Origin of the sequence: Brevibacillus sp. SKDU10 (assembly GCF_001645205.1) — a bacterium.
Taxonomy (GTDB): Bacteria; Bacillota; Bacilli; order Brevibacillales; family Brevibacillaceae; genus Brevibacillus_B; species Brevibacillus_B halotolerans.
Genome location: NZ_LSSO01000149.1, coordinates 64154 through 87143 on the forward strand (window position 1 = coordinate 64154; position 22990 = coordinate 87143).

Annotated in this window: 20 protein-coding genes and 2 riboswitches; of the genes, 17 read left to right on the plus strand and 3 right to left on the minus strand. The window is 43.2% G+C overall.

Annotated features, from left to right (window positions below; all coding sequences use genetic code 11):
• The first annotated feature begins 109 nt into the window (after positions 1-109).
• The 3 genes from licT to bglH all read left to right on the plus strand — a co-directional run bounded on the left by licT (position 110) and on the right by bglH (position 4666).
• Positions 110-943 carry a BglG family transcription antiterminator LicT gene (gene licT / locus AYJ08_RS11200; RefSeq protein ID WP_064017790.1) on the plus strand — a complete coding sequence of 278 codons (834 nt, stop codon included), beginning with the start codon at positions 110-112 and terminating at the stop codon, positions 941-943.
• Positions 944-1288: 345 nt separating this feature from the next.
• A complete protein-coding gene (locus tag AYJ08_RS11205; RefSeq protein WP_064017791.1) occupies positions 1289-3166 on the plus strand; it encodes a beta-glucoside-specific PTS transporter subunit IIABC in 1878 nt (625 codons plus the stop codon).
• A gap of 84 nt (positions 3167-3250) precedes the next feature.
• Positions 3251-4666 carry an aryl-phospho-beta-d-glucosidase gene (gene bglH / locus AYJ08_RS11210; RefSeq protein WP_064017792.1) on the plus strand — a complete coding sequence of 472 codons (1416 nt, stop codon included), beginning with the start codon at positions 3251-3253 and terminating at the stop codon, positions 4664-4666.
• A 796-nt stretch (positions 4667-5462) separates the two neighbouring features.
• On the opposite strand, the gene AYJ08_RS11215 is transcribed toward bglH, so the two are convergent.
• Positions 5463-5684, minus strand: a complete 222-nt coding sequence (locus AYJ08_RS11215; protein ID WP_003334928.1) for a helix-turn-helix domain-containing protein — start codon at positions 5682-5684, stop codon at positions 5463-5465.
• Positions 5685-6048: 364 nt separating this feature from the next.
• A riboswitch (TPP riboswitch) is annotated at positions 6049-6160 on the plus strand.
• A 226-nt stretch (positions 6161-6386) separates the two neighbouring features.
• On the opposite strand from AYJ08_RS11215, the gene thiT reads away from it, so the two are divergent.
• Complete coding sequence (gene thiT / locus AYJ08_RS11220; protein ID WP_064017793.1) at positions 6387-6953, plus strand: energy-coupled thiamine transporter ThiT; 567 nt, start codon at positions 6387-6389, stop codon at positions 6951-6953.
• Positions 6954-7209: 256 nt separating this feature from the next.
• Positions 7210-7782: a bifunctional transcriptional activator/DNA repair enzyme AdaA gene (locus AYJ08_RS11225; protein WP_003334925.1), complete on the plus strand. Its 573-nt coding sequence runs from the start codon at positions 7210-7212 to the stop codon at positions 7780-7782.
• Positions 7783-7958: 176 nt separating this feature from the next.
• On the opposite strand, the gene AYJ08_RS11230 is transcribed toward AYJ08_RS11225, so the two are convergent.
• Both AYJ08_RS11230 and AYJ08_RS11235 read right to left on the minus strand, forming a co-directional pair.
• Positions 7959-8477: a hypothetical protein gene (locus tag AYJ08_RS11230; protein WP_231929087.1), complete on the minus strand. Its 519-nt coding sequence runs from the start codon at positions 8475-8477 to the stop codon at positions 7959-7961.
• A 108-nt stretch (positions 8478-8585) separates the two neighbouring features.
• Positions 8586-9149: a nitroreductase family protein gene (locus AYJ08_RS11235; RefSeq protein ID WP_064017794.1), complete on the minus strand. Its 564-nt coding sequence runs from the start codon at positions 9147-9149 to the stop codon at positions 8586-8588.
• Positions 9150-9343: 194 nt separating this feature from the next.
• Positions 9344-9535: riboswitch (cobalamin riboswitch) on the plus strand.
• A 187-nt stretch (positions 9536-9722) separates the two neighbouring features.
• Here AYJ08_RS11235 and cobJ point away from each other — a divergent pair.
• From cobJ to AYJ08_RS11295, 12 genes are all read left to right on the plus strand, one after another.
• The gene (gene cobJ / locus AYJ08_RS11240; protein WP_064017795.1) at positions 9723-11525 is read left to right on the plus strand and encodes a precorrin-3B C(17)-methyltransferase; all 1803 of its coding nucleotides are present in this window, start codon (positions 9723-9725) and stop codon (positions 11523-11525) included.
• Between the two features lie 14 nt (positions 11526-11539).
• A complete protein-coding gene (locus AYJ08_RS11245) occupies positions 11540-12583 on the plus strand; it encodes a sirohydrochlorin chelatase (protein ID WP_064017796.1) in 1044 nt (347 codons plus the stop codon).
• The gene (gene cobK, locus AYJ08_RS11250; RefSeq protein ID WP_064017797.1) at positions 12580-13350 is read left to right on the plus strand and encodes a precorrin-6A reductase; all 771 of its coding nucleotides are present in this window, start codon (positions 12580-12582) and stop codon (positions 13348-13350) included. The genes AYJ08_RS11245 and cobK overlap by 4 nt, the downstream gene beginning before the upstream one ends.
• Before the next feature lie 32 nt (positions 13351-13382).
• Complete coding sequence (locus AYJ08_RS11255; protein ID WP_031410760.1) at positions 13383-14048, plus strand: precorrin-8X methylmutase; 666 nt, start codon at positions 13383-13385, stop codon at positions 14046-14048.
• On the plus strand, positions 14045-15187 hold the full coding sequence (locus tag AYJ08_RS11260) for a cobalt-precorrin-5B (C(1))-methyltransferase (RefSeq protein WP_064017798.1): 1143 nt from the start codon (positions 14045-14047) through the stop codon (positions 15185-15187). The genes AYJ08_RS11255 and AYJ08_RS11260 overlap by 4 nt, the downstream gene beginning before the upstream one ends.
• On the plus strand, positions 15153-16406 hold the full coding sequence (locus tag AYJ08_RS11265) for a bifunctional cobalt-precorrin-7 (C(5))-methyltransferase/cobalt-precorrin-6B (C(15))-methyltransferase (RefSeq protein ID WP_064017799.1): 1254 nt from the start codon (positions 15153-15155) through the stop codon (positions 16404-16406). Before AYJ08_RS11260 ends, AYJ08_RS11265 begins: the two co-directional genes overlap by 35 nt.
• 43 nt (positions 16407-16449) lie before the next feature.
• Positions 16450-17166: a precorrin-2 C(20)-methyltransferase gene (gene cobI, locus AYJ08_RS11270; RefSeq protein WP_197490627.1), complete on the plus strand. Its 717-nt coding sequence runs from the start codon at positions 16450-16452 to the stop codon at positions 17164-17166.
• Between the two features lie 5 nt (positions 17167-17171).
• Positions 17172-17993 carry a precorrin-4 C(11)-methyltransferase gene (cobM, locus tag AYJ08_RS11275; RefSeq protein ID WP_064017800.1) on the plus strand — a complete coding sequence of 274 codons (822 nt, stop codon included), beginning with the start codon at positions 17172-17174 and terminating at the stop codon, positions 17991-17993.
• Positions 17990-19195 carry a cobalt-precorrin 5A hydrolase gene (locus AYJ08_RS11280; RefSeq protein WP_064017801.1) on the plus strand — a complete coding sequence of 402 codons (1206 nt, stop codon included), beginning with the start codon at positions 17990-17992 and terminating at the stop codon, positions 19193-19195. The genes cobM and AYJ08_RS11280 overlap by 4 nt, the downstream gene beginning before the upstream one ends.
• Complete coding sequence (locus tag AYJ08_RS11285; RefSeq protein ID WP_064017802.1) at positions 19185-20621, plus strand: cobyrinic acid a,c-diamide synthase CobB; 1437 nt, start codon at positions 19185-19187, stop codon at positions 20619-20621. The genes AYJ08_RS11280 and AYJ08_RS11285 overlap by 11 nt, the downstream gene beginning before the upstream one ends.
• A gap of 76 nt (positions 20622-20697) precedes the next feature.
• Positions 20698-21363 (plus strand): cob(I)yrinic acid a,c-diamide adenosyltransferase, encoded by a 666-nt coding sequence (locus AYJ08_RS11290; protein WP_064017803.1) that lies wholly within the window; start codon positions 20698-20700, stop codon positions 21361-21363.
• Positions 21364-21378: 15 nt separating this feature from the next.
• The gene (locus AYJ08_RS11295) at positions 21379-22977 is read left to right on the plus strand and encodes a cobyric acid synthase (RefSeq protein WP_064017804.1); all 1599 of its coding nucleotides are present in this window, start codon (positions 21379-21381) and stop codon (positions 22975-22977) included.
• Positions 22978-22990 lie beyond the last annotated feature (13 nt).

A 22990-nucleotide genomic window follows, 5' to 3' on the forward strand; every position in this document is an offset into this window, starting at 1 on the left:
CTCTCTTTTCATTTTCCATTGACCTCTGCTGAAAAGAAAGGTACGATCAAAAAAAAATCAGGAGCGATTGTAATAAGCATTTGGTTTATCCTAAGGGAGGATCGTCAGCATGAAAATAGCCAAGGTTATTAACAACAATGTGATCAGTGTATACAACGATCAAAATAAAGAACTGGTGATAATGGGCAGAGGAATTGCCTTTCAGAAGCGACCAGGCGATAAGGTTGAAGAAGACAAGATCGAGAAAATTTTCAAACTAGAAAATAAGGATATCTCCGAGAAGTTTAAAACACTGCTTTATGAAATTCCGATGGAGTATATGGAAATCTCTGAGGATATCATTAACTATGCCAAAATGAGCTTGGGCAAAAAGCTAAATGAAAGCATTTACGTCTCCCTTACGGATCATATTTATTTTGCCATTCAGCGTAACAAGGACGGATTAGATATTAAAAATGCTTTGCTTTGGGAGATCAAAAGGTTGTATCAAGATGAGTTTTCTGTAGGACAAAAGGCAATCAAACAGATCAATCAAAAATTAGGAATTACACTACCAGAAGATGAGGCCGGTTTTATTGCTTTACACATTGTAAATGCCGAATTAAACGAAGAAATGCCAACGATTGTTACAATTACGAAGGTAATGCAAGAGATTTTAAACATCGTTAAATATCATTTCAATATTGAAGTGGACGAGGAATCCTTGCATTATTACCGGTTTATTACTCATTTAAAATTTTTCGCTCAACGCTTGTGCAAAGAAACCCACATGGAGAGCATCGACGATTTCTTATACGAGATGGTCAAAAGCAAATATAAGGAAGCTTATGAGTGTACGAAGAAAATCAAGCGATACATTCAAAAGGAATATAAGCATGAGCTAACAAATGAAGAAGTGCTTTATCTAACGATCCACATCCATAGAGTGGTAAATAAAAAGTAAAAATGAAAGCGTTGACATTATCAAAAGGGCATGATATTTTATAAGTAACTTAATAAGACAAGTTCTTATTGATTAGGATTGTTACTGGTTAAGCAGGCAAAACCTAAATGGTTGTCTATTTATATGGACAGCGATTTAGGTTTTTTTTAATTTCATACTACTAGGATTGTTACTGGTAAGCAGGCAAAACCTAAATGTTTATTCATGTACAGACATGGTTGTCGATACGTGGGTAGATGTTTGGGTTTTTTTTATGAGATGATGCGAAACTTTTGATCAATTGGGCCCATTTGAACAAGTGCATTGCTTTTATCTCAGTCATGTTAGAAAAAGGATGTGTTTTCTATGGATCAAGAAAAAGTAGCAAAGGAAATAGTAGCGCTTGTTGGAGGAAAAGAAAATATTGCACACGTTACCCATTGTATGACCAGATTACGCTTTAACTTGCATGATGATCAGCTTGCTGATAAAGAGAGGCTGGAGAAGACAAAGGGTGTCATGGGTACCATGAAGAGTGGAGGTCAGTTTCAGGTCATCATTGGAAACGATGTGGCGCAGGTTTATAAAGAGATAATGAAGAGCACTGATATAGCTGCAAACATACAAGGAAAAGAGAAGGGTCTGCAAAAGAAGCAAAATCCGATAAGTGCGATTTTTGATGTCATTGCAGGGGTGTTTACGCCGATTCTACCAGCGATAGCTGGGGCAGGGATGATTAAAGGTCTCTTGTCTTTAGCGGCAACGTTTGGCTGGATGTCGCCCGAGGATAGTACCTATCAGATACTAAATGGGATCGGAGACGGTGCTTTCTACTTCCTACCGCTTATCTTGGCTTTTAGTGCGGCCAATAAATTTGGAAATAATCCTTTTGTTGCTGTTGCAGTTGCAGCCGCCGTTCTCCATCCGCAATTGACGGCCCTGTTAGGTACAGGGCAAAGTACGAGCTTTATGGGGATACCGGTAACAGCCGTTACCTATGCTTCGTCGGTTATTCCAATCGTCATTACGATCTGGCTGGCATCTTATGTGGAAAAATTCATAGATAACCTAATTCATAAATCAATGAAGTTGATTTTAGTACCCATGCTTACCTTGCTCATGGTAGTACCACTTATGCTTATTGCCATTGGACCAATTGGAACTATTATTGGAAATGGACTTGCCTCAGGCATTATCGCGTTGTTTGATCATGCAGGATTGTTTGCGGGAGTGCTGCTTGGCGGAACAATGTCTCTTATTATCATTACCGGCATGCACTATGCGCTGATACCAATTATGATTGGTTCCGTAGCTCAGCTTGGCTACGATTACATTCTTCCGATTATGTTCGTAGCTAACTTAGCTCAAGCAGGCGCAGCCTTTGGAGTATTCTTAAAATCACGGAACAAGGAATTTAAATCAATTGCTATGTCTACAAGTATAACAGCAACGATGGGTATTACGGAGCCAGCGATGTATGGGGTCAATATGAGATTGAAGAAACCGTTCATCGCGGCGTTAATCGGTGGAGCAGTCAGTGGAGCCTTTATCAGCTTATTTAAAACAAAAGCTTATATTGTAGGCGGAAATGCAGGATTGCCTGGTTTGCCGATCCTCGTTGGGGAGACGTTCTGGTATGCGATTATTGGTCTTATCATTGCTTTTATTGTTGGAGCAGTTATGACATATATTCTAGGCTTTATTGATATTCCAACCAATGAAGCTCAGGAAGAAACAGAAGAATTCATAGGATTAGAAAAAGAAGTAACAACAGAAAATACGCTTGTTCAAAATGAACAGATTTGCAGCCCGATAGCTGGTGTTGTTCATCCTCTACAAGCAGTCAGTGATCCTACCTTTTCTCGAGAGATTATGGGAAAAGGACTAGCGATTGAACCCGCAGAGGGACGTGTTGTTTCGCCAGTGAATGGAACTGTCGTCTCAATTTTTAATACGAAGCATGCTATAGGGTTAATCAGTGATGCAGGAGCAGAGGTATTGATTCATATTGGAATCGATACCGTTAAATTGGGGGGCAAACACTTTACCGCTCATGTAGAGACAGGTCAGCAGGTCAAGGTAGGGGAGCTGCTCATTGAATTCGATCTACAGGAGATTAGACAGGCAGGCTTTGAAACGATAACACCTGTGATCATCACGAATACAGATCAATACCCAGAGATCGAACCTTCGAGCCTGGCTGAAGTAAAAGAAAAAGAGCTTTTGCTTACCCTGCGAGTCTAAGGAATATGAATTGTGGATCCATCACCTATGTTTATATCGAAATTTTGCATAGATGCAATTCTACTTATAAGGAGGAAACAAGTTATGACGCAAATCGTGAAGAAATTTCCAGAAGGCTTTCTATGGGGAGGAGCGGTCGCAGCTAATCAGCTAGAGGGCGCTTATCAAGAGGGTGGCAAAGGTCTTTCAACAGCAGATGTGTCACCAAGAGGCATTATGTACCCGCATGATGAATCAATGGAAGGCTACTACCCTTATCATGAAGCGATTGATTTTTATCATCGCTATAAAGAAGATATTGCCTTGTTTGCAGAAATGGGCTTTACATGCTTCCGCACTTCGATTGCTTGGACAAGAATTTTTCCGAATGGTGACGAGCTTGAGCCAAACGAAGAAGGCTTGAAATTCTATGATCAATTGTTTGATGAAATTAGAAAATACGGTATTGAGCCGGTAGTAACGATCTCACATTATGAGATGCCGCTTTATCTGGTGAAACAGTATGGCGGATGGAGAAATCGGAAGTTAGTTGAATTCTATGAGCGTTTTGCCAAAACACTCTTTAAACGCTACAAGGATAAAGTGAAATACTGGATGACGTTCAATGAGATTAACGTTGTGCTGCATGCACCATTTACGGGTGGTGGACTTGTATTTACAGAAGGTGAGAACGAGAAGAACGCGATGTATCAGGCGGCTCATCATCAGTTCGTGGCAAGCGCTTTGGCTGTAAAAGCATGCCATGAAATCATTCCTGATGCTCAGATTGGTTGCATGCTGGCTTATTTGCCAACCTACCCACTAACAAGTCATCCAGAAGATGTATGGAAAGCATTTACTACAGATCGGGAGACCTTATTCTTTACCGATATTCAAGTGAGAGGCTACTATCCATCCTATACGAAGCGCTATTTTGCTGAAAATGATATTCAAATCGTCATAGAGGAAGGCGACGAAGAGCTATTGCGCACGTACAAAGTAGACTATCTAGGCTTTAGCTACTATGTAAGTAGAACGGCAACAGTAACCCCTGAAAAAGCTGGAGAGACAAATGGAAATCTCATCATGGGTGGAGTAAAAAACCCGTATTTGAAAGCAACGGATTGGGGATGGGAAATCGACCCGAAAGGTCTGCGCATTGCCCTTAATATCTTGTACGATCGTTATCAGGTGCCACTGTTTATTGTGGAAAATGGATTAGGAGCAGTTGATGTTGTAGAAGACGGGGACGTCATTGTGGATGATTACCGCATTGCATACTTAAAGGATCACATTGCGGAAATGAAAGAAGCGATTGCAGATGGTGTTGACCTGATTGGTTACACAACATGGGGACCAATTGATTTAGTTAGTGCCTCCACTGCGGAGATGAAGAAGCGTTACGGATTCATTTATGTAGATAAGGATAATGAAGGAGGAGGAACTCTGCGAAGATTGAAAAAGAAAAGCTTCTACTGGTATAAAAATGTCATTGCTAGTAATGGAGAAGTATTAGATTAAAATGATAGAGGCGCTAGGTTTTTTATAACCTTTTGCGCCTTTTTTATTTTTGACAGTAACGATTTATAAAACAACAGGTGTCCGTCTACTTACCATCTCACCGTTAAGTAAGGATTTTTCAAGAATCTGGTTTCCAATCCTGGTCTTGTCGATTGGCCCCATGCTGTATTTAGTGAAGCTAGTCGATTTGAAATACAAGCAGGTGGGAGGAGAAGATTAGATACGAACTGCCGTTGCTAAGGGACTCGGCGGATTCCATGTTCAATTGCCCCACATGTATAAAAATATAAAGCCGTTTTTTATTGCCGATCTTAAGAAAGCAATCTCGATTTCCGTAACTAATTTGTTTATTGTGGAATACCTACTAAATGTATCTGGAATCACAAGATTTATTTTTAAGCACCTACCAATTTAATATAGTTGTGATTGGATTGTGTATGTTAATACTGATTGCAGGTCTGGTCTATGCGATTATTCGTTTGCTCCTATATCTGTTCGAGCGAGGGTTTATCTATGAATACGCAAAGAGGAAGAATTTCATTGTGGTTAGGCTTCATTATCGTATCTGTTTTATTCATCGTTGCCATTTTTGGACCGATGGTTGCTCCCTAGCAGTGGATTTTCTTTGCTTCACTAACCGCTTTTATGCTTGCAGTTCTAGGTTTTACTCAATTGGAAATGCCATGAAGAAGCGATATGAAGAGGCTTATAATCGAACACCTTATGTCTAAAGAATGAAAAAATCCCCCCTTCTCTTCAAGTATTTGAAGAAAAGGGAGGCAGTTCACCTGAGCGGTCAAATTTTTAATTCGCCAAGCCTTACCAATTCTACTACGGCTTGTGACCGCCCTTTCACGCCCAATTTCTGCATGACGTTACTAATGTGATTTCTGACTGTTTTTTCGCTAATGAAGAGCTGTCCTGCTATCTCTTTTGTGGTCTTGTCTTGGACCAGGAGTTCAAACACTTCTCTTTCGCGATTAGTTAATAACGGTTTACTTTGGTCGCTACTCTTCAAAACGTGCCACCCCTCCTTGTGGGCTCTACAGGAACAAGGTTGAGGGATACAGTCACCTTATCCTATGTCAGGGGGAGTGTGTTGGTGCCGAAGTAGCAGGCTTTTTAGGCTTTTGCCTTACATACTATTCATAGGATAAGTGGGGGGTACCTCGACCCACTCAATTTCTGGTTTTTTCCCATATCTTGTAAAAGATTTAGCTTGTTTCAACTGATTTTTCGCTTTTGTTAGATGCAAAGTTATAGAACGTACGATTGAAAAAACAATTATAATGAAGCAAATGACGCTTCAAAGAAGTACTTTGCAAAATAGTAGTAATATGTTATGGTATTATTTGAATTTGTAACATTGAAAACGAAATAAGCATGTACTAAACGGGGGCCGGGCAAATGCGGCTGAGATTGTAACAGAATGCGTTACTGACCGTAGAACCTGAACTGGGTAATGCCAGCGGAGGGAGAGGTAGCTGACTTCAAGTGCGAAAGCTGTAGCTCTATCGTCGAGATAGGGGTGTATCGCCGCGTTGACAACCATCCGTCTAGGGTGGTTTTTTTGTGTGTAAAACATGAAAAATACTCTTCTTAATCAACTGGGTGATACAATTTGCTCTAATTTGTATTTATAGTCTATATAAACTTGAGTTGGACCCTTTCTATTTCTGCTGCTTACATACATACTGCATCAGAATGAGGAGGAATCGAAATGTCACGAACACGACTGGTTATCATGATGGAAATAGCAATCATGGCAGCAATAGCTGTTATTTTAAGTAAGGTAAAGCTGTTTGCCATGCCTCAAGGGGGGAGCGTATCCCTGGTAATGGTACCGATAGCTCTCTTGGCGTTTCGCCGCGGTTGGGTAGCAGGCTTAATCACAGGCGGGCTAGTAGGCATGGTTAAATTCTTTTTTGGTGGCGAGATGGTCCATCCGATTCAAATGGTGTTAGATTATCCTCTATCCTATGCCGTGCTAGGCTTTGGTGCATTCCTGTACGCTAGTAAGACGCAAAGCAAAGCAACAAAAATTGCCTCCATCTGGGGAGGATTGCTAGTTGGAATTGCGCTATGCTTGGGCATTCGCACGACTTCAGGAGCTGTTTGGTTTGGGAGCTATGCCCCGGAAGGAACACCTGCAACCCTTTATTCCTTCAGCTATAATGCAACTTATTTGATACCTGAGTATGTGATTACGGCTTTGGTAGTTACATTACTAGCAAATGGGGCACCTCAATTGTTTCAGCAGAATCCGGGCGCTTATCGACGTGCATAATAAAGTAGTTTAAAAAAGCTAAGAGAAGGGAGCTGCTTCCTCTCTTAGCTTTTTTACTATTAGTGAAAATAAGAGTGGTTTATTACAAAAAATATTTGTAAGAACGTGAAAAAGCACGGTTTTTTGTTATGGAAAAAGTTACATAATTGTGAAATTAAGAAAAAACTATCGAAATTTTGCTCTTTCATTCCCAGTTGCTTACTAGAAGTAAAAACATTACGTTATACTGAGGATTGAAGGCTAGGAGGGATCGTGGATGAAAGAGGAGTTCTGGAAGGCGATAGTAGAATGCGATCCAAATTATGATCAACTATTCTTTTATGGCCTTAGCACGACGGGTATCTTTTGCAAGCCGTCATGCAAATCAAGGACACCCAAAAGAGAGCATGTGAAGATTTATTATGCGGCGTCCGATGCCATTGCTGCAGGTTTTCGTCCTTGCAAGCGTTGTAGACCATCTGAACCGACCTGGAAATCAGCGGAAGAAGATGCGGCGACCCGTTTGCTAGAGATGATTCACGATTGCTATAACCAACCCGTAACTCTGCGTGAAATGGCGTCACGTCTCTATGTGAGTCCTTTTTATTTGCAGCGTTGTTTTTCTCGTTGTATGAAGATAACGCCAGGGAAATATTTAACGCGCATCCGAATAGATGAAGCGAAGAAGCAGCTACTAGAAACAGATCGAAATGTTTCAATGATTGCAAGCAGAGTAGGTTTTCGTAATAGTGCCTATTTTGCCGCTGTTTTTCAGAAAGAAACAGGTTGTACACCTACTCAATACCGCTTACAGCAGAAGAAACAGGGAAAAACAGGGACGACACGCTAAGTGCATCTGCTGTAAAACGGGAGAACATACATATAAAAAAGAATGGAAGAACAGTTGAAGCGTTTCTGTAGCTGGCAGAAACGCCTTTTTGTACGAGGAAAAGACAGATAAAAAGCACCTTCTGTCATGTTGCGAAATTCGCAAACTAAGAGGTGCTTTTTGTCGTGTCTGCATTTTTACCTTCTCTCACCCATGATGCGCTCTAAAAAATAATCGACTGTTACAGCTAATAAGCCAACAAATAAAGGAGTTAATGGTGTTAACAAGACATCAGGAATCCATGTGGTGTGCACGAGATAAAAAATGAAGGTCGTTGCTAAAATTTCAGGTATCAATTTCCAATTTCTTGAGATATGTAGTCTTTGCATTATGTATAAAAGGACTGGTTCAAGAATTAGTTCGTACAGCATTAACATGAAAAAGGAGACGACTGCAAAGGAAACGAGTGTCCAGAAATCAGATTTGTCGACAAACATAGGAAATAGAGTGCCGACTGTCCAGAGAATCGTAACCAATAAGAACACGACGATGGCGCTTGAGAATAAAACCAGCAAAGTTGCAATAGCGATAGCTAGACCATTAATCCAGAATCCACCTTGCTGTCGATCTCCACTCGTCACAGCGCGTCGAAATAAAAAAAGTCCCGCTGTCGCACACAAGCCCACCAGTATGGCAAAAGTCATGTGGTTTGTCATATGTATCATCACCTACTATAAAAATAATACGTAGCAGGTGAGGAAAATGTTACAACAAAGCGGGGAAAAATGTAACCTTTTTGTAACCTTTCGAAATATACCAAAGCTTTACTCAACCCAGGTTGTTTTTTGCGTGAAAGGCTTTCGAGCAGTTCGAGGTGTGGCTTCATCAGTTGGATAGCCAATAAATAAGGAACCAATCACTTTTTCTTGATCAGATAGGGACAAGAAGGCTTTGAGACGTTCATCTCTAGCTAAACCTACACCACGCGTACGCCACACAAAACCTAGACCTAGCTCAGAAGCCATCAGCCACATCGAATGAATAGCGCAGCTTACAGCATAATCATTATCAAGCGAAGAAGCTTCGTCGCCTTCTATGATTTGTGATGTAGCGACTATAATGAGAGGGGTAGCCAGAACATTCTTCATGGACTCTTCTACTAAATGAGGTTTGGTAGGAAAGCGTTCAAGCAAGAAATCCTGAGCTAGCTGGTTAAACCGTTCCTTAGCAGCACCTTGAATGACATAGAAGTGCCAAGGCTCTCGCAAGCGATCATTAGGTGCTAATATAGCTGCTTCCAGTAGCTTTTCAATCTTTTCTTTTTCTACAGGGCGACCATCGCAGGCGCGTATAGCTTGACGTTGTTGTAAGGTGTGTAAGAGGGACATGTTTTAACAACCTTTCTATAATATGTTAATTATGATACTGTATATTCAAATATATTTTCCTCTATGCATAAAAAAAGAAGATTTCTAATAGTATGTCAGTATACGATCTTCTTTGACCACTTGTCCAGTCCCGTGTGGGCTAGACAGAAAAGTATGGACAATAAAATGCAAATTGGATTATGATAGAAGTAATCACATAAGCTTGGGAATAAAGGAATTGTTACATGAGAAACGATTCACAAGGGGAAGTTGGTGAAAATCCAACACGGTCCCGCCACTGTAATTGGAGAGCCCGTTTTTGTCACTGGATATTACAAATTTTCAGAAGACGAAAAGGAGCAGGATATTCCAAGAGTCAGGCTACCCTCTTTATTCTAACAACACCGTCAGACCTACGGCAGATGGGGAGGTGTTATGAGAGCAGTTTTGCTGCAGAAGGGGATACTCCTTTTCAAAAAATAACAAGCTCATCATAACAGCACTTCTCACGTAAGTCAGACGGGGAAGCGCTGTTTTTTTTATTGTATAAAAATGTAAGGTCGATTGCAAATAAGGATAGGGGGCTTGGAGTAGATGGAGAAAGGAAAAATTCTACTAATTGGCTTTGGACCAGGACATCATGATCACATTACGCATCGGGCAAAAGAGGCTATCCTGGAATGCGAAGTGATAATTGGCTACAACACTTATGTAGATTTAATTCGAGAGCTTATTTCAGACAAAAGTGTCGTGCGTACTGGGATGACAGAAGAGGTTAGCCGCGCTCAAGAAGCGGTAAGATTGGCTGAGTTAGGTCAAGTTGTTGGCGTTATTTCTAGTGGGGATGCTGGGGTATACGGCATGGCCGGACTAGTTTATGAAGTCCTAGTAGAAAAAGGCTGGACGGAATCTGCTGGGGTGAAGGTAGAGGTTGTACCTGGTATTTCATCCATTCAGTCTTGCGCGTCTTTATTGGGTGCTCCAATCATGCATGACGCTTGCACAATCAGCTTGAGTGACCATCTTACACCGTGGGCAACGATTGCTAAGCGTGTAGAAGCAGCCGCTTCTGCTGATTTTGTCATTGCGCTGTATAACCCGCGCAGTGGTCGCCGTACACGACAAATTGTAGAAACACAGCAAATATTATTAAAATATCGTTCTCCAAAAACGCCTGTAGGAATCGTAAAGAGCGCCTATAGAGATCGAGAGCATGTTGTAATTACAACACTTGCAGACATGCTGCAGCATGAAATTGGAATGCTGACAACAGTAATCATCGGGAACTCGACTACCTTTGTTTACGACCAAAAAATTATTACTCCGCGCGGATATCAACGTAAATATACGTTAAATCGCATGGATCAACCGTTAAAACCTCATGAACGCTTGCAGGAGAAGGCAGAGCCTTGGGCGCTTCACAGCCAGCCTCAGAGTGGAAATCCGGTATCTGAGTCATCTTCTGTGCAAGAAGTGGCTGTAGCGACTTCACCGAAGGCTACAATACAAGAAGCTCAGGTTTCTGATTCCGCACCATCAGCGGCAATGGAAGCCCTTTCAAATCCCAGGCGATTCTCAGGGGAAGTAGAACAGAATTCTTTTCAGGCAGAGGCAGAGAGCTTTCAAGCTCCTAAACAAGCGGTAAAGGCCTTTCAATTAGCGATGGAAGCGCTTGCGTGCGTTGATGAAAAGACAGCATTAGAGTTAAATCAGGGTATCACTCCACCACCTCGCCCGTTTAGCGGAGTTGTTGATATTTTAGAGCTAGGAGTTTCGCCTGGTGTAGCTCGTAAGAATTTTACCTCTGAGCAAATGCGTCTACTGGCCGATTTGACCAAGGATGGCGGAGAAATGATGTACAGCATTGAGCATCAAATTATTCTTCGCTTACCGCAGGTAGATCCAGAGCAGGTCACGCAACAATTAAGAGCAGTCGGCTTTCAATTGTTTCCGATCGGGGCTAGTGCGCAGGTGAAAGCTTGTGATTTTTGTGATTTAGAAAAGGATGAATCGATCCCTGTAGCTGAGGAATTAGGCAGACGATTAGATGGTCTAGCTGTGCCAAAGGATTTAAAAATTGGCTTTAACGGCTGCGGAATGGCTTGCTACGGTGCAGTTATGGAAGACATTGGTCTTGTATACCGACGTGGCGCATATGATGTGTTTTTAGGTGGCAAGCGCATCGGACGTAACGCTCATCCTGGACAACGTATAGCTGAGGGAGTTCCAGAAGATCAGATCATTGGACTTGTAGAACGGATTGTGGATGAGTACAAGGCAAAGGGTCATATCGAGGAACGATTCCATAAATTCTTTAAACGTACAGGGCAGGTACTTGAATACCGCTATCAGGAATTCGTAGCTCCATTGCAGATCGAAGAACCGTGTGGAGATTAAGGGGGGGGAATTTTTTGAACGGAATACTTTTTATCGGTCATGGTAGCAGAGATGCCGAGGGAAATGAGCATCTTCTACAGTTTACACAGCGAGTTACGGAATTGTTACAGGAACAAACAGACGTGACACTGTATGAGACTTGTTTCTTGGAGTTAACCAGACCAACCATTATGCAGGGCGTGCAAAAAATAGTAGAACGTGGCGCTACCACTGTAGCAATGGTACCTTTAATGCTGTTTCAAGCAGCCCATGCTAAACTGCACATCCCTCATGAAATAGACGAAGCTAAGGCGAAATATCCCCATGTAGATTTTCGCTATGGGCGTCCCATAGGTGTTCACGAGGATATGGTGCAAATTTTGCGGGATCGTCTACAACATACAACTACCTATACACCGCTAGAACCGGCTAACAAGGATAGTGCCATTCTTTTAGTAGGTCGTGGTAGCAGTGATTCAGATGCAAACAGCGATCTTTGTAAAATAGCCCGCTTGTTATGGGAGAGTACAGGGGTAGGTAACGTTGAAGTGGCGTACATGGGCGTTACCTATCCGACAGTGGAAGAAGGATTAGTCCGTTGTGTAAGACAGGGAGCTAAGCAGATTTATGTCCTTCCTTATTTGCTATTTACGGGTATCCTGTTAAAACGTTTAGAAGAAAACTTACAACAGTTTCATCAGGACTTCCCTGATATACATGCCTCGATGAGCGAGGCATTAGGGTTCCATGAACTGCTAGAACAAATTGTAGTAGATCGTTCTATAGAAGCATTACAGGGACGGGCATTAGCCAACTGCGATCTTTGTCAATTTAGAAAACTTGCTGTATTCGATCATCACCACCACGACCATGATCACCATCATGACCATGATCACCATCATGACCATGATCACCACCACGACCATGATCACCACCATGACCATGGCCACCACCATGATCATAATCATCACCATGCAAACGGACACAGCCATACCCCTGTAACCCAAGAGGAGCAAACAGCCTGTAGCAAGGAGTCTCAGGCTACAGAAGCTGACGATAAACGGGGGGTACGTGTATGATCCTGTTTTTGGCAGGGACAAGTGATGCACGCGAATTGGCTGTCCTTTTGAAATCTACTGGTGTTGATCTACTGGCAACGGTTGTTACCGATTCTGCCGCTAAAAGCTTAGAGGACGAGGGAATTACGACGCGAGTAGGAAGACTACCACTAGCGGATATGATTGCCTTAGCCAAGGAACAAAAGGCTACAACCATTGTGGATGCAAGTCATCCTTTTGCAGAAGAAGCATCTAAAAATGCTATGGCTTGCTCAGAAGAATTACAGCTTCCTTACATTCGGTATGAGAGGGAGACCCGCAGTTATGTTGACCATCCTAATGTGCTCATAGTGGAAAATTATGAACAAGCAGCATTGGAAGCAAAACAAAGAAAAGGCGTAGTGATGCTAACCACAGGAAGCAAAACGCTTGGTACGTTTACTAAGCATTTGCTAGGTGATCCTGAGATTCGTTTGATTGCACGAATGCTGCCACGCAAAGACAATATGGAAAAATGTGAAGAGTTAGGCGTAGAGCAAAAAAATATTATTGCCATGCAAGGTCCTTTCTCGAAAGAATTGAATGCCGCTTTGTATACACAATATGGTGTTACTACAATGATTACAAAAGAAAGCGGTAAGGTAGGAGCTGTAGATGAGAAGCTGGCGGCAGCCCTAGAGCTTGGCATCTATACCATTATGATCGACAGACCTAAACTCGTGTATGGAGAGACGCATCACACATTTGATAGCGTTTTGAAAGCGTTAAGAACACAGGCTACGGTCTAAAAAATAACGGAACCAAAGAGGGGAGAAATCATATGTCATCGCAATTTCATACGGAGTTTAAACCACTAACGATTCAACCACAAGAAATTGAATCAAAAAGTTTTGAAATGATTACAGAGGAGCTAGGTCCACATCCTTTTACGGATGATCAGTATCGTGTGGTGCAACGCGTTATCCACGCAACAGCCGACTTTGATTTAGGGCGTAGCATGAAGTTTCATCCTGATGCAGTAGAAGCGGGCATTCGCGCTATTCAAGCTGGTGAACCAATTATTGCAGATGTTCAAATGGTTCAAGTAGGCATCAGTAAGCCACGTCTAAAGGCGTTTGGTGGAGATGTGCATGTTTATATTTCTGATGCTGATGTCATGGAAAAAGCGAAAGCCGAGAATACAACTCGTGCTATTATCTCTATTCGCAAAGCTACGAGCCAAATTAAAGGTGGTATCTACGCGATTGGGAATGCTCCTACTGCTCTGCTTGAATTGATTCGTCTTGTGAAAGAGGGTAAGGCCAACCCTTCATTGGTTATTGGCGTACCAGTTGGATTTGTATCTGCAGCTGAATCCAAAGAGGAATTAGCGAAGTTAGATATTCCATTTATCACGAACTTGGATCGCAAAGGCGGTAGCCCAGTTGCTGTGGCCGCGGTTAATGCGTTGTCCATTCTAGCAACAGAACGGAGCGAGCGTGCATGACTAATGCAAAGGTAGCGGAGGCAGAAAATGAGAAGCCACTTCGTCACGGATATACAACAGGTTCCAACGCTACCGCCGCCACGAAAGCTTCCCTGCTAGCCTTACTTAGCGGGGAAGAAGTTTCGGAGGTGGAAATTCTTTTGCCTAATAAGGATCGGGTCACGTTTCAAATGGTATCTCAGGAACGAGGAGAAAATTGGGTGGAGACTGGTATCATCAAGGATGGTGGAGATGATCCAGATGCCACCCATAAGGCCCTAATTTTGTCACGTGTTTCTTGGCGTGCAGATAGCGGAATTCATTTGGATGGCGGAATAGGTGTCGGTAGAGTTACAAAGCCCGGATTGCCGATTCCGGTAGGTGAAGCAGCTATTAATCCTGTTCCACGAAAAATGATTAAGGGCGTTGTCCAAGAGCTTTTAGATCAATATGAAATAGAAGATCGTGGAGTCAGCGTTGTCATTTCAGTGCCGAATGGAGAAGAGATTGCTAAGAAAACGCTGAATGGACGGTTAGGAATCGTTGGAGGTATCTCCATTTTGGGGACCCGAGGAACGGTCGTACCATTTTCAACAGCTGCTTACAAAGCATCGGTAGCTCAAGCTATTCAAGTAGCAAAGGCAAGTAACTGCCAAGCTATTGCCATTACAACAGGTGGACGCAGCGAAAAAACAGCGATGGAACTGTATCCGGATTGGCCAGAAGAATCGTTTATTCAAATGGGAGATTTCGTGGGCTTTAGTGCACTTATTGGCAAAAAGCAAGGATTTACCCATATTTCGATGGTTGGAATGATGGGAAAACTGTCTAAGGTTGCTCAAGGAGCAATGATGGTGCATTCCAAGGGATCTTCTGTTGATTTTGAATTTTTGGCGGAGGTAGCCAGAGAAGTCGGTGCAAGTGAAGAACATATTGCAGAAATACAGAGAGCCAACACGGCCATGCAGGTGGGCGAAATCATGAGCCAAGCGGGACACTCCGCTTTTTTTAACTTATTGGCATACAAATGCTCCGAACAAATCAATAAGCACGTCGGCGGAGGCATGGTTATAGAAACTGTGCTCACCACATTGAAAGGCGAACTGTTGGGAAAGGCGGTAGTAGATGACACAGGTAACGATAATCGGGATCGGGGATGACGGGGCTCAAGGTTTATTTCCCCAAGCTATTGAACTGATCAAACAAGCGCAATTGCTGGTAGGGGGAGAGCGACATTTAGCCTTTTTCCCAGACCTTGACTGTGAACGCTTTGCTTTGAAAAGTGGTGTGCTAGCGGCAATTGGCGAAATAAAACAAGCGGTAGCAGCAGGTAAAGAGGTTGCAGTGCTTGCTTCTGGAGATCCATTGTTTTATGGGATTGGAGGTTTACTCACCCGCAAACTCGGTCGTGATGTCGTGCAAGTGGTACCGCATTTGAGCAGCTTACAGCTTGCTTTTAGCAAAATGAAGGAAGCTTGGCAAGATGCTCATATTGACAGTGTACACGGTCGTCCAATGCTTGGATTAGCACAACGTATGAATGGCAGGTCTAAGGTGGCTCTATTAACGGATAAGGAAAATACTCCGGCAAAAGTAGCTCAGTATTTACTGCGTTTTGGTATGGATGAATATGAAGCGTTTGTGGCGGAGCGGTTAGGAAATAAAGAAGAACGTTGTCGGTGGTTTACGCTTGTGGAATTGGCAGAGACAGAGTGCGACCCTTTAAATGTCATGATTCTCAAAAGAAAAGAGAATGCCTCACCTGTGAATTGGACCTTGGGCATTCCTGATGAAGAGTTTGCTCAACGTAAACCAGATAAGGGACTGATTACGAAAAAAGAAGTGCGGGTAGCAAGCCTTGCTGAGTTGCAGATAAAACCTGATAGCATCGTCTGGGATATCGGAACAGCGACTGGTTCGGTAGCGATCGAAGCAGCGAAACTAGCCCCTTTAGGAGCTGTGTATGCTGTAGAAAAGAATGAGCCAGATTTAGAAAATGCTCGCGCGAATATGTACAAGTTTCGGACGGATATAACATTTATCCATGCGAAGGCCCCTGTTGGATTGGATGAATTCCCTGATCCAGATGCGATCTTTGTTGGAGGAAGCGGTGGCGAACTGACAGAGCTAGTCCAGTTATTTGCTAAGCGCCTGCGTCCAGGTGGGCGTGTAGTAATCAATGCTGTTACCATCGAAAATTTAGCAGATGCAATGCAGGCTTGCAAAGCGGCGGGTTTTGACGTGTCAGTCACAATGCTGCAGGTGTCGCGGAGTAAACCAATTTTGCATTTGACCCGGCTTGAAGGGTTAAATCCTGTCTATATCATAACTGCTAAACACAAAGCCAAGGAGGAGAATAAAGATGAGCAACATGACTAATACAACTCTTGAAAATCATGAAAATACACTGACAAATAATCAGGTGAATACCTCTGTTGGGACTTTATATGGAATTGGAATTGGACCTGGGGACCCTGAGCTTATCACAGTCAAAGCGTTTCGTCTGATGAAGGAAGCGGATGTCATCGCGTATCCTAAAAAGCGTAAAGGCGGCAAAAGCTATGCACTAACGATCGTGGAGCAGTATACGGATGGTCTTGCAAAAGAGCTGTTAGGATTAGTGTTCCCGATGACGAAAGAGGAAAGCGTTCTAAAGAAACAATGGGCTCAGACAGTAGCTCAGGTTTGGGAGAAGCTTTCTCAAGGTAAAAATGTTGTATTTGTAACAGAAGGAGATCCAAATTTATATAGTACGTTTATTCATATGGCTCGTCTAATGAATCAATTGCATCCAGAAGTGCCAGTGGTATCAGTTCCAGGTATTTCCTCAGTGCTGGGAGCGGCTGCCCAATTAGGCATTCCATTGGCTGATGGAGATGAGCAGGTTGGTATCATACCGGCAACGGAAGATCGAGAATCTATGCGTAGAGTTTTGGAGCATCATGATACTGTCATTTTCTTGAAAGTAGCTAAGGTGTTAGATATGATGATTGGCTTGCTAGAGGAGCTAGGTATGGCAGACTGTGCGTCTGTAATTACCAAGGTGACATCCGGTGAAGAGACGATCTGGAAGGACGTTCGCCAGTTAAAAGGGAAAGATCTTGAGTATCTTACACTAATGGTAGTACGGAAGGGATGAATGACATGAACAAACCTAGCGAACAAATGACAAATACAGGGCTTGAGCCTATGGTTTATATTGTAGGAGCAGGACCAGGCGATCCAGACCTAATCACTGTAAAAGGATTAAACATTCTTCAAAAGGCAGATGTAGTAATTTATACCGACTCTTTAGTAAACGATGAATTAATTGCTCGTGCTAAACCCGAAGCAGAAGTAATCAAAAGCGCGGGACTTGCGCTTGATGAAATGGTCGAAATCATGATTGAGCGAGTTCGGGCGGGAAAAAGCGTTGCTCGCGTTCATACAGGCGATCCGGCAGTGTACGGAGCCATTTTGGAACAAATGGTGCTAATGAAAAAGGCGGAGGTTTCCTTTACCATCGTTCCGGGAGTAAGTTCTGTATTTGCAGCGGCGGCAGCACTACAAGCAGAGTTAACGGTTCCTGAATTAACACAAACACTGATTTTAACACGAGCAGAGGGACGCACACCTGTACCAGATCGAGAGCAGCTTAAGGATTTGGCTAGTCACCACTGTACAATTGCACTGTATTTAAGTGCTACGCTGACCAAAAAAGTTGTACGTGAGCTGGTTGAAGCTGGCTGGAGTGAACAAACTCCTGTAGCTGTTGTACAAAGAGCATCATGGCCGGATCAAAAAATTGTCCGTACAACGCTTGAACATTTGGACAAAGATATGGCGGCAAATGGAATTCGTAGTCATGCCATGATTTTAGCTGGCTGGGCACTTGATCCAATGCTTCATGACTCCTCTGAGCATCGCTCCAAGCTATATGATAAGACCTTTACGCATCGATTCCGTAAAGGAGTGACTAACGGATGAGTGAGGGTACAGGAGTAGGAAGGCAGACAGGAGTCGAGGTAAATACCACCGTACCTGCTGGACGTACCCCAAGCGAGATCGTGCAAAATCCGGAGCAACTACCATACGCTATAGTTGCGATTACCAAGCATGGGGTGGAGAAAGCTCGTCACTTGCATCAGGTATTACCTGGTTCACATTTATATTACATGGAAAAATTCATGGTAGGAGATGAGCAAGAGCGAGATATTCGTACGTTTACAGGCTCTGTACGTCTATTGTTTGCTGATTTTTTTAAGAAATATAACGGCCTCATCTTTTTCATCTCGCTCGGCGCTGTTGTCCGAATGATGGCTCCGGTATTGCAGGATAAAAAAGTAGACCCAGGTGTTGTAGTCGTAGATGACCGAGGAGAGAATGTCATCAGCGTATTATCAGGACACCTAGGCGGAGCGAATGAGCTAACTCGTGAGATTGCGAGATTACTAGATGCCAATCCAGTGATTACTACGGCATCAGATGTGCAAAAAACGATTCCTGTAGATTTGTTTGGACGTGGCTTTGGCTGGGAGTTAGACAGCTTTGAAAAGGTTACTCCCGTAAGTGCTAGTGTGGTCAATGAAGAAAAGGTAGCTATTATTCAAGAAGCAGGGGAAAGCGGCTGGTGGCCTTATCCAGATAAGCCACTGCCGGGGCATTTTCAAGTGTATCATTCCATGGCCGAGGCTTGGAATGATACCTTTCAGGCAGCTTTGGTCATTACGCCGCGTGTATTAACAGCAGAAGAGCAGACCCGCTTTTTAGAAAATGGAGTCGTCTATCGTCCAAAAACCATTGTACTTGGCATTGGTTGCAATCGTGGGACATCTGCGGAGGAAATCGAACAAGTCATTTTACAAACCTTAGAGCAACAGGGTCTTTCGGTTAAAAGCGTACGCAATATCGCAACCATTACATTAAAGCAGGACGAAGAAGGACTTTTAGCTGTTTGTCAGAAATATGGCTGGGAGTTAATCGCCTATACACCAGAGCAATTAAACGAGATGCCAATGACAGAACGTTCGGAAACAGTGTATAAATTTACGGGTGCCTATGGTGTCAGTGAGCCTGCCGCATTACGTTCCGCTAAGGCAGAGGCTCCCCACTTAGCGAAACAAAAAAGCGGAAATGTAACCTTGTCCATCGCTTTGGTTAACGGAGGAGGCATTTTACATGGAGAGTAAGGAACAGACTTATCAATGTCCACGAATCGTATTGGGAGGAACCAGTAGCGGCGCAGGGAAAACAACATTATCGATCGGATTAATGGCGGCCTTGCGCAAGCGCGGGCTCCAGGTTCAAGGGTTTAAGGTTGGTCCTGACTACATTGACCCTACGTACCATACGGCTGCAACTGGCAGAATATCTCGTAATCTCGATACATGGATGATGCCGCCGCAAGTCATGCATGAGGTGTTTCTGCGTGGCAGCAAGTCAGCGGATATCAGCTTGATTGAAGGGGTCATGGGTTTTTACGACGGTAAAGATCCACTTAGCAATCAAGGAAGTACAGCCGAAATAAGTCTATTATTACAGGCTCCGGTCATCCTTGTTCTTGATGTCAAAGCTATGGCTCGTAGTGCGGCGGCGATTGTCAAAGGATTTCAAGAATTGGAACCATCTGTAAAAATTGCCGGTGTCATTGCAAACCGATGTGGAAGCGCGAATCATTTTAAGCTAGTAAAAGCGGCTGTTGAGCAAATGTGCAATGTACCCGTTATTGGATATTTACCTAATGATCCTTCCTTGAAAGTGCCTGAACGACATCTTGGGCTAATTCCAGCGATTGAGCGCGGGGAGATGGAACCTTGGTTTGATCTGTTAGCCGAGAAAATCGAAGAGACAGTTGATTTAGATCTATTACTGGCACTGGCAAATGGCGCACCAGCCCTAGCAGAGCCTACAGAAAAATTGTTAGCTGGTCCATCTCCTACATCATCCGATCTATCCCCAGTAAAATTAGCTGTGGCAAAGGATGAAGCGTTTAACTTTTATTATCAGGAAAATTTAGAGCTACTGGAAGCGTATGGAGCCGAGCTCTGTTATTTTAGCCCGTTACATGGGGAGCTTCCCCCTATGGATGCTGATGGACTGTATATTGGCGGCGGTTTTCCTGAAGAATTTGCTGAACGCTTGTCGCAATGGACAAAAGAACGGCAAACCTTGCATGGCATGATAGAAGCTGGATTACCTACTTTTGCAGAATGTGGCGGGTTCATGTATCTATGCCAGTCGATCACAGATCGTGCAGGACAACAGCATGAGATGGTAGGCGCCATCCCTTATAAAGTAGAGATGCAACAGAAGTTGGCTGCACTGGGTTATCGAGAAGCGCTAGCTGAACGGGATTCTTTGTTACTTTTAGCAGGTGAAACTGCTCGTGGGCACGAGTTCCACTACTCCAAAATAACGGAGGAGACTACTGAGAATCATGCTTATCAGGTAAAAGGAATGCGAGGCGTGAAAAAGGAAGGCTACGCCAAAGGTAACTTGTTGGCCGGCTATACACACTTGCATTTTGCTTCTCAGCCAGGAATGATTAAGCGTTGGCTAGATTCATGCAGGGAGTATGCAGCGCATAGATCAGCAGTGAACAAAGCTTTTCATTAACTCAGTTTTATTACATTGTAAAGAACTTGCCTACTGTACAAGGGTTAAAAGTGAATCATCAGGAGGGAAGCAAAGCATGTCACATCGAAATGACGTGAATCAAGGACAGGCACACAGCCAAGAGCAAAATGAAAATGGATCTACTGTAGCGGTTCCAGTGGAATCTCTTGATGAATTACAGCAAAAGGACAGTCCAAAAGAAAGAGCCGAGCGACGTGGTTTGTTTTTAATGTATACCGGTGATGGTAAAGGGAAAACAACAGCGGCATTGGGTGTTAGTCTGCGCGCCTTGGGACGGGGGATGAAGGTGACGTTTTTACAATTTATCAAGTCCCCGCAGCGATCCTATGGTGAGTCATTGTCCATGCGTAAATTAGGAATGGAAATGCAACAGCTAGGAATAGGATTTACTTGGACCAAAACCCCAGAAGAACATCGTGAGGCTTTAAAAAAAGCATGGTCATTGACGAAAGAGAAACTAAGCGACCCAACTATTGATTTATTAGTATTAGATGAATTAAATAATGCGTTAGCAATCTCTACATTTCCGATTGAAGATGTTCTACCACTAGCAGAGGTAGTAGAAGCGATCAAAAATCGTCCAACCAATATGCATTTGGTAATCACAGGTCGCAGTGCGAAAACGGAACTGATCGAACTAGCAGATTTGGTCTCTACCATTGAGCCGTCTAAGCACTATTATAATGAAGGAATTCCAGCAGTAAAAGGTTTGGAATTTTAGAGAGGAAGTGCTTACATGCAAGGAAAAGCCATCATGGTAGTCGGCACAGCCTCAGATGTAGGGAAAAGTTTAATTTGTACAGCTTTGTGCCGTATCTTTGCCAATCGAGGATATCGGGTAGCACCGTTTAAATCACAGAATATGGCGCTTAATTCCTATGTAACAAAAGATGGGAAGGAAATCGGACGTGCTCAGGGCGTACAGGCAGAAGCAGCACGAACAATAGCCACTACAGACATGAATCCTATCCTGTTAAAACCAAAGCAGGATATGGTTGCCGAAATCATTGTACATGGAAAGCGTTACGCTGATATGGATGCAAGAGAGTATCGAGAAAGTTATGTAGAACAAGCCATGCCAATTGTAAAGGAAGCCTTAGAACGTCTACAAAATGAGTATGATGTTCTCATTTTAGAGGGCGCAGGCAGTCCAGCAGAGATAAATCTGAAAGATCGAGATATTGCTAACTTGCGGATGGCTCATTTAGCGGATGCCGATGTAATTTTAGTGGCAGATATTGAACGCGGTGGAGTATTTGCCTCTATTATAGGGACACTTGAGCTGCTCGATGATGAAGAACGGGCAAGAATTAAGGGATTTATCATTAATAAATTCAGAGGAAGACGCGATTTGTTAGACGATGGAGTGGAATGGCTGGAAAAAAGAACGGGAATACCTGTTTTGGCTGTTTTGCCCTATATGGCTGTTGAAATTGAGGCGGAGGATTCACTAGCACTGTCATCACTTCGCTTTAAACAACCCCAATTAGCTGAATTCCCTATTGATATTGCAATTCTTCGTTTGCCACGTATTTCGAACTTTACTGATTTTGATCCGTTGTTTGATGAACCAGAAACAGGCGTGCGATATGTACGTAACCGACATGAGCTAGGAAACCCTGATCTGGTTATTATTCCAGGTACAAAAAATACCTTGGACGACCTGGCATGGCTTGAACAGGAAGGGCTTGTAGATGCCCTGCGCCAGTTGCATCGCTCAGGTACAAGATTGTTTGGCATTTGTGGAGGCTTTCAAATGCTGGGCGAGAAGTTACTCGACCCTGACGGTGTAGAAGGAGACGGAACAGTACAAGAGCGGGCTGGGCTAGGCTTTCTGCCTGTTGAAACCACATTTTGCCAGGAGAAACGAACTGTGCAGGTCACCGGAGAGCTACATCCAAAGGCACAGGAAATGCTGGGATTATCGAGTGATAAAGCAGGCCAGCAGCAAGAGCACACGATGGAACCAACAAAGGACAATCAGAATTCGTTGACTGAGGTAACAGGATATGAAATCCATCTAGGAGAGACCTTTATGACTGATCACTCCGGTTCTCCTTTCATTGTCTTACAGGATGGAAAACAGGATGGTGCCATTTCTAAAGATGGAAGAGCTAGTGGAACGTACCTGCATGGGATTTTCCACAATCGACATTTTACCAGACAGCTTATTAATCTGTTACGTCAGGAAAAAGGGTTACCGATCTTTACAGAAGAGGTAGTCACCGAACAGATGAGACGCGAAAAAGCTTATGATCAATTAGCACATCACGTGGAAAGTCACTTAAATATTAGTCATCTTGAAGCATGGTTTCAAAAGAAGGATACTAATTAATTTCCAAAGGATG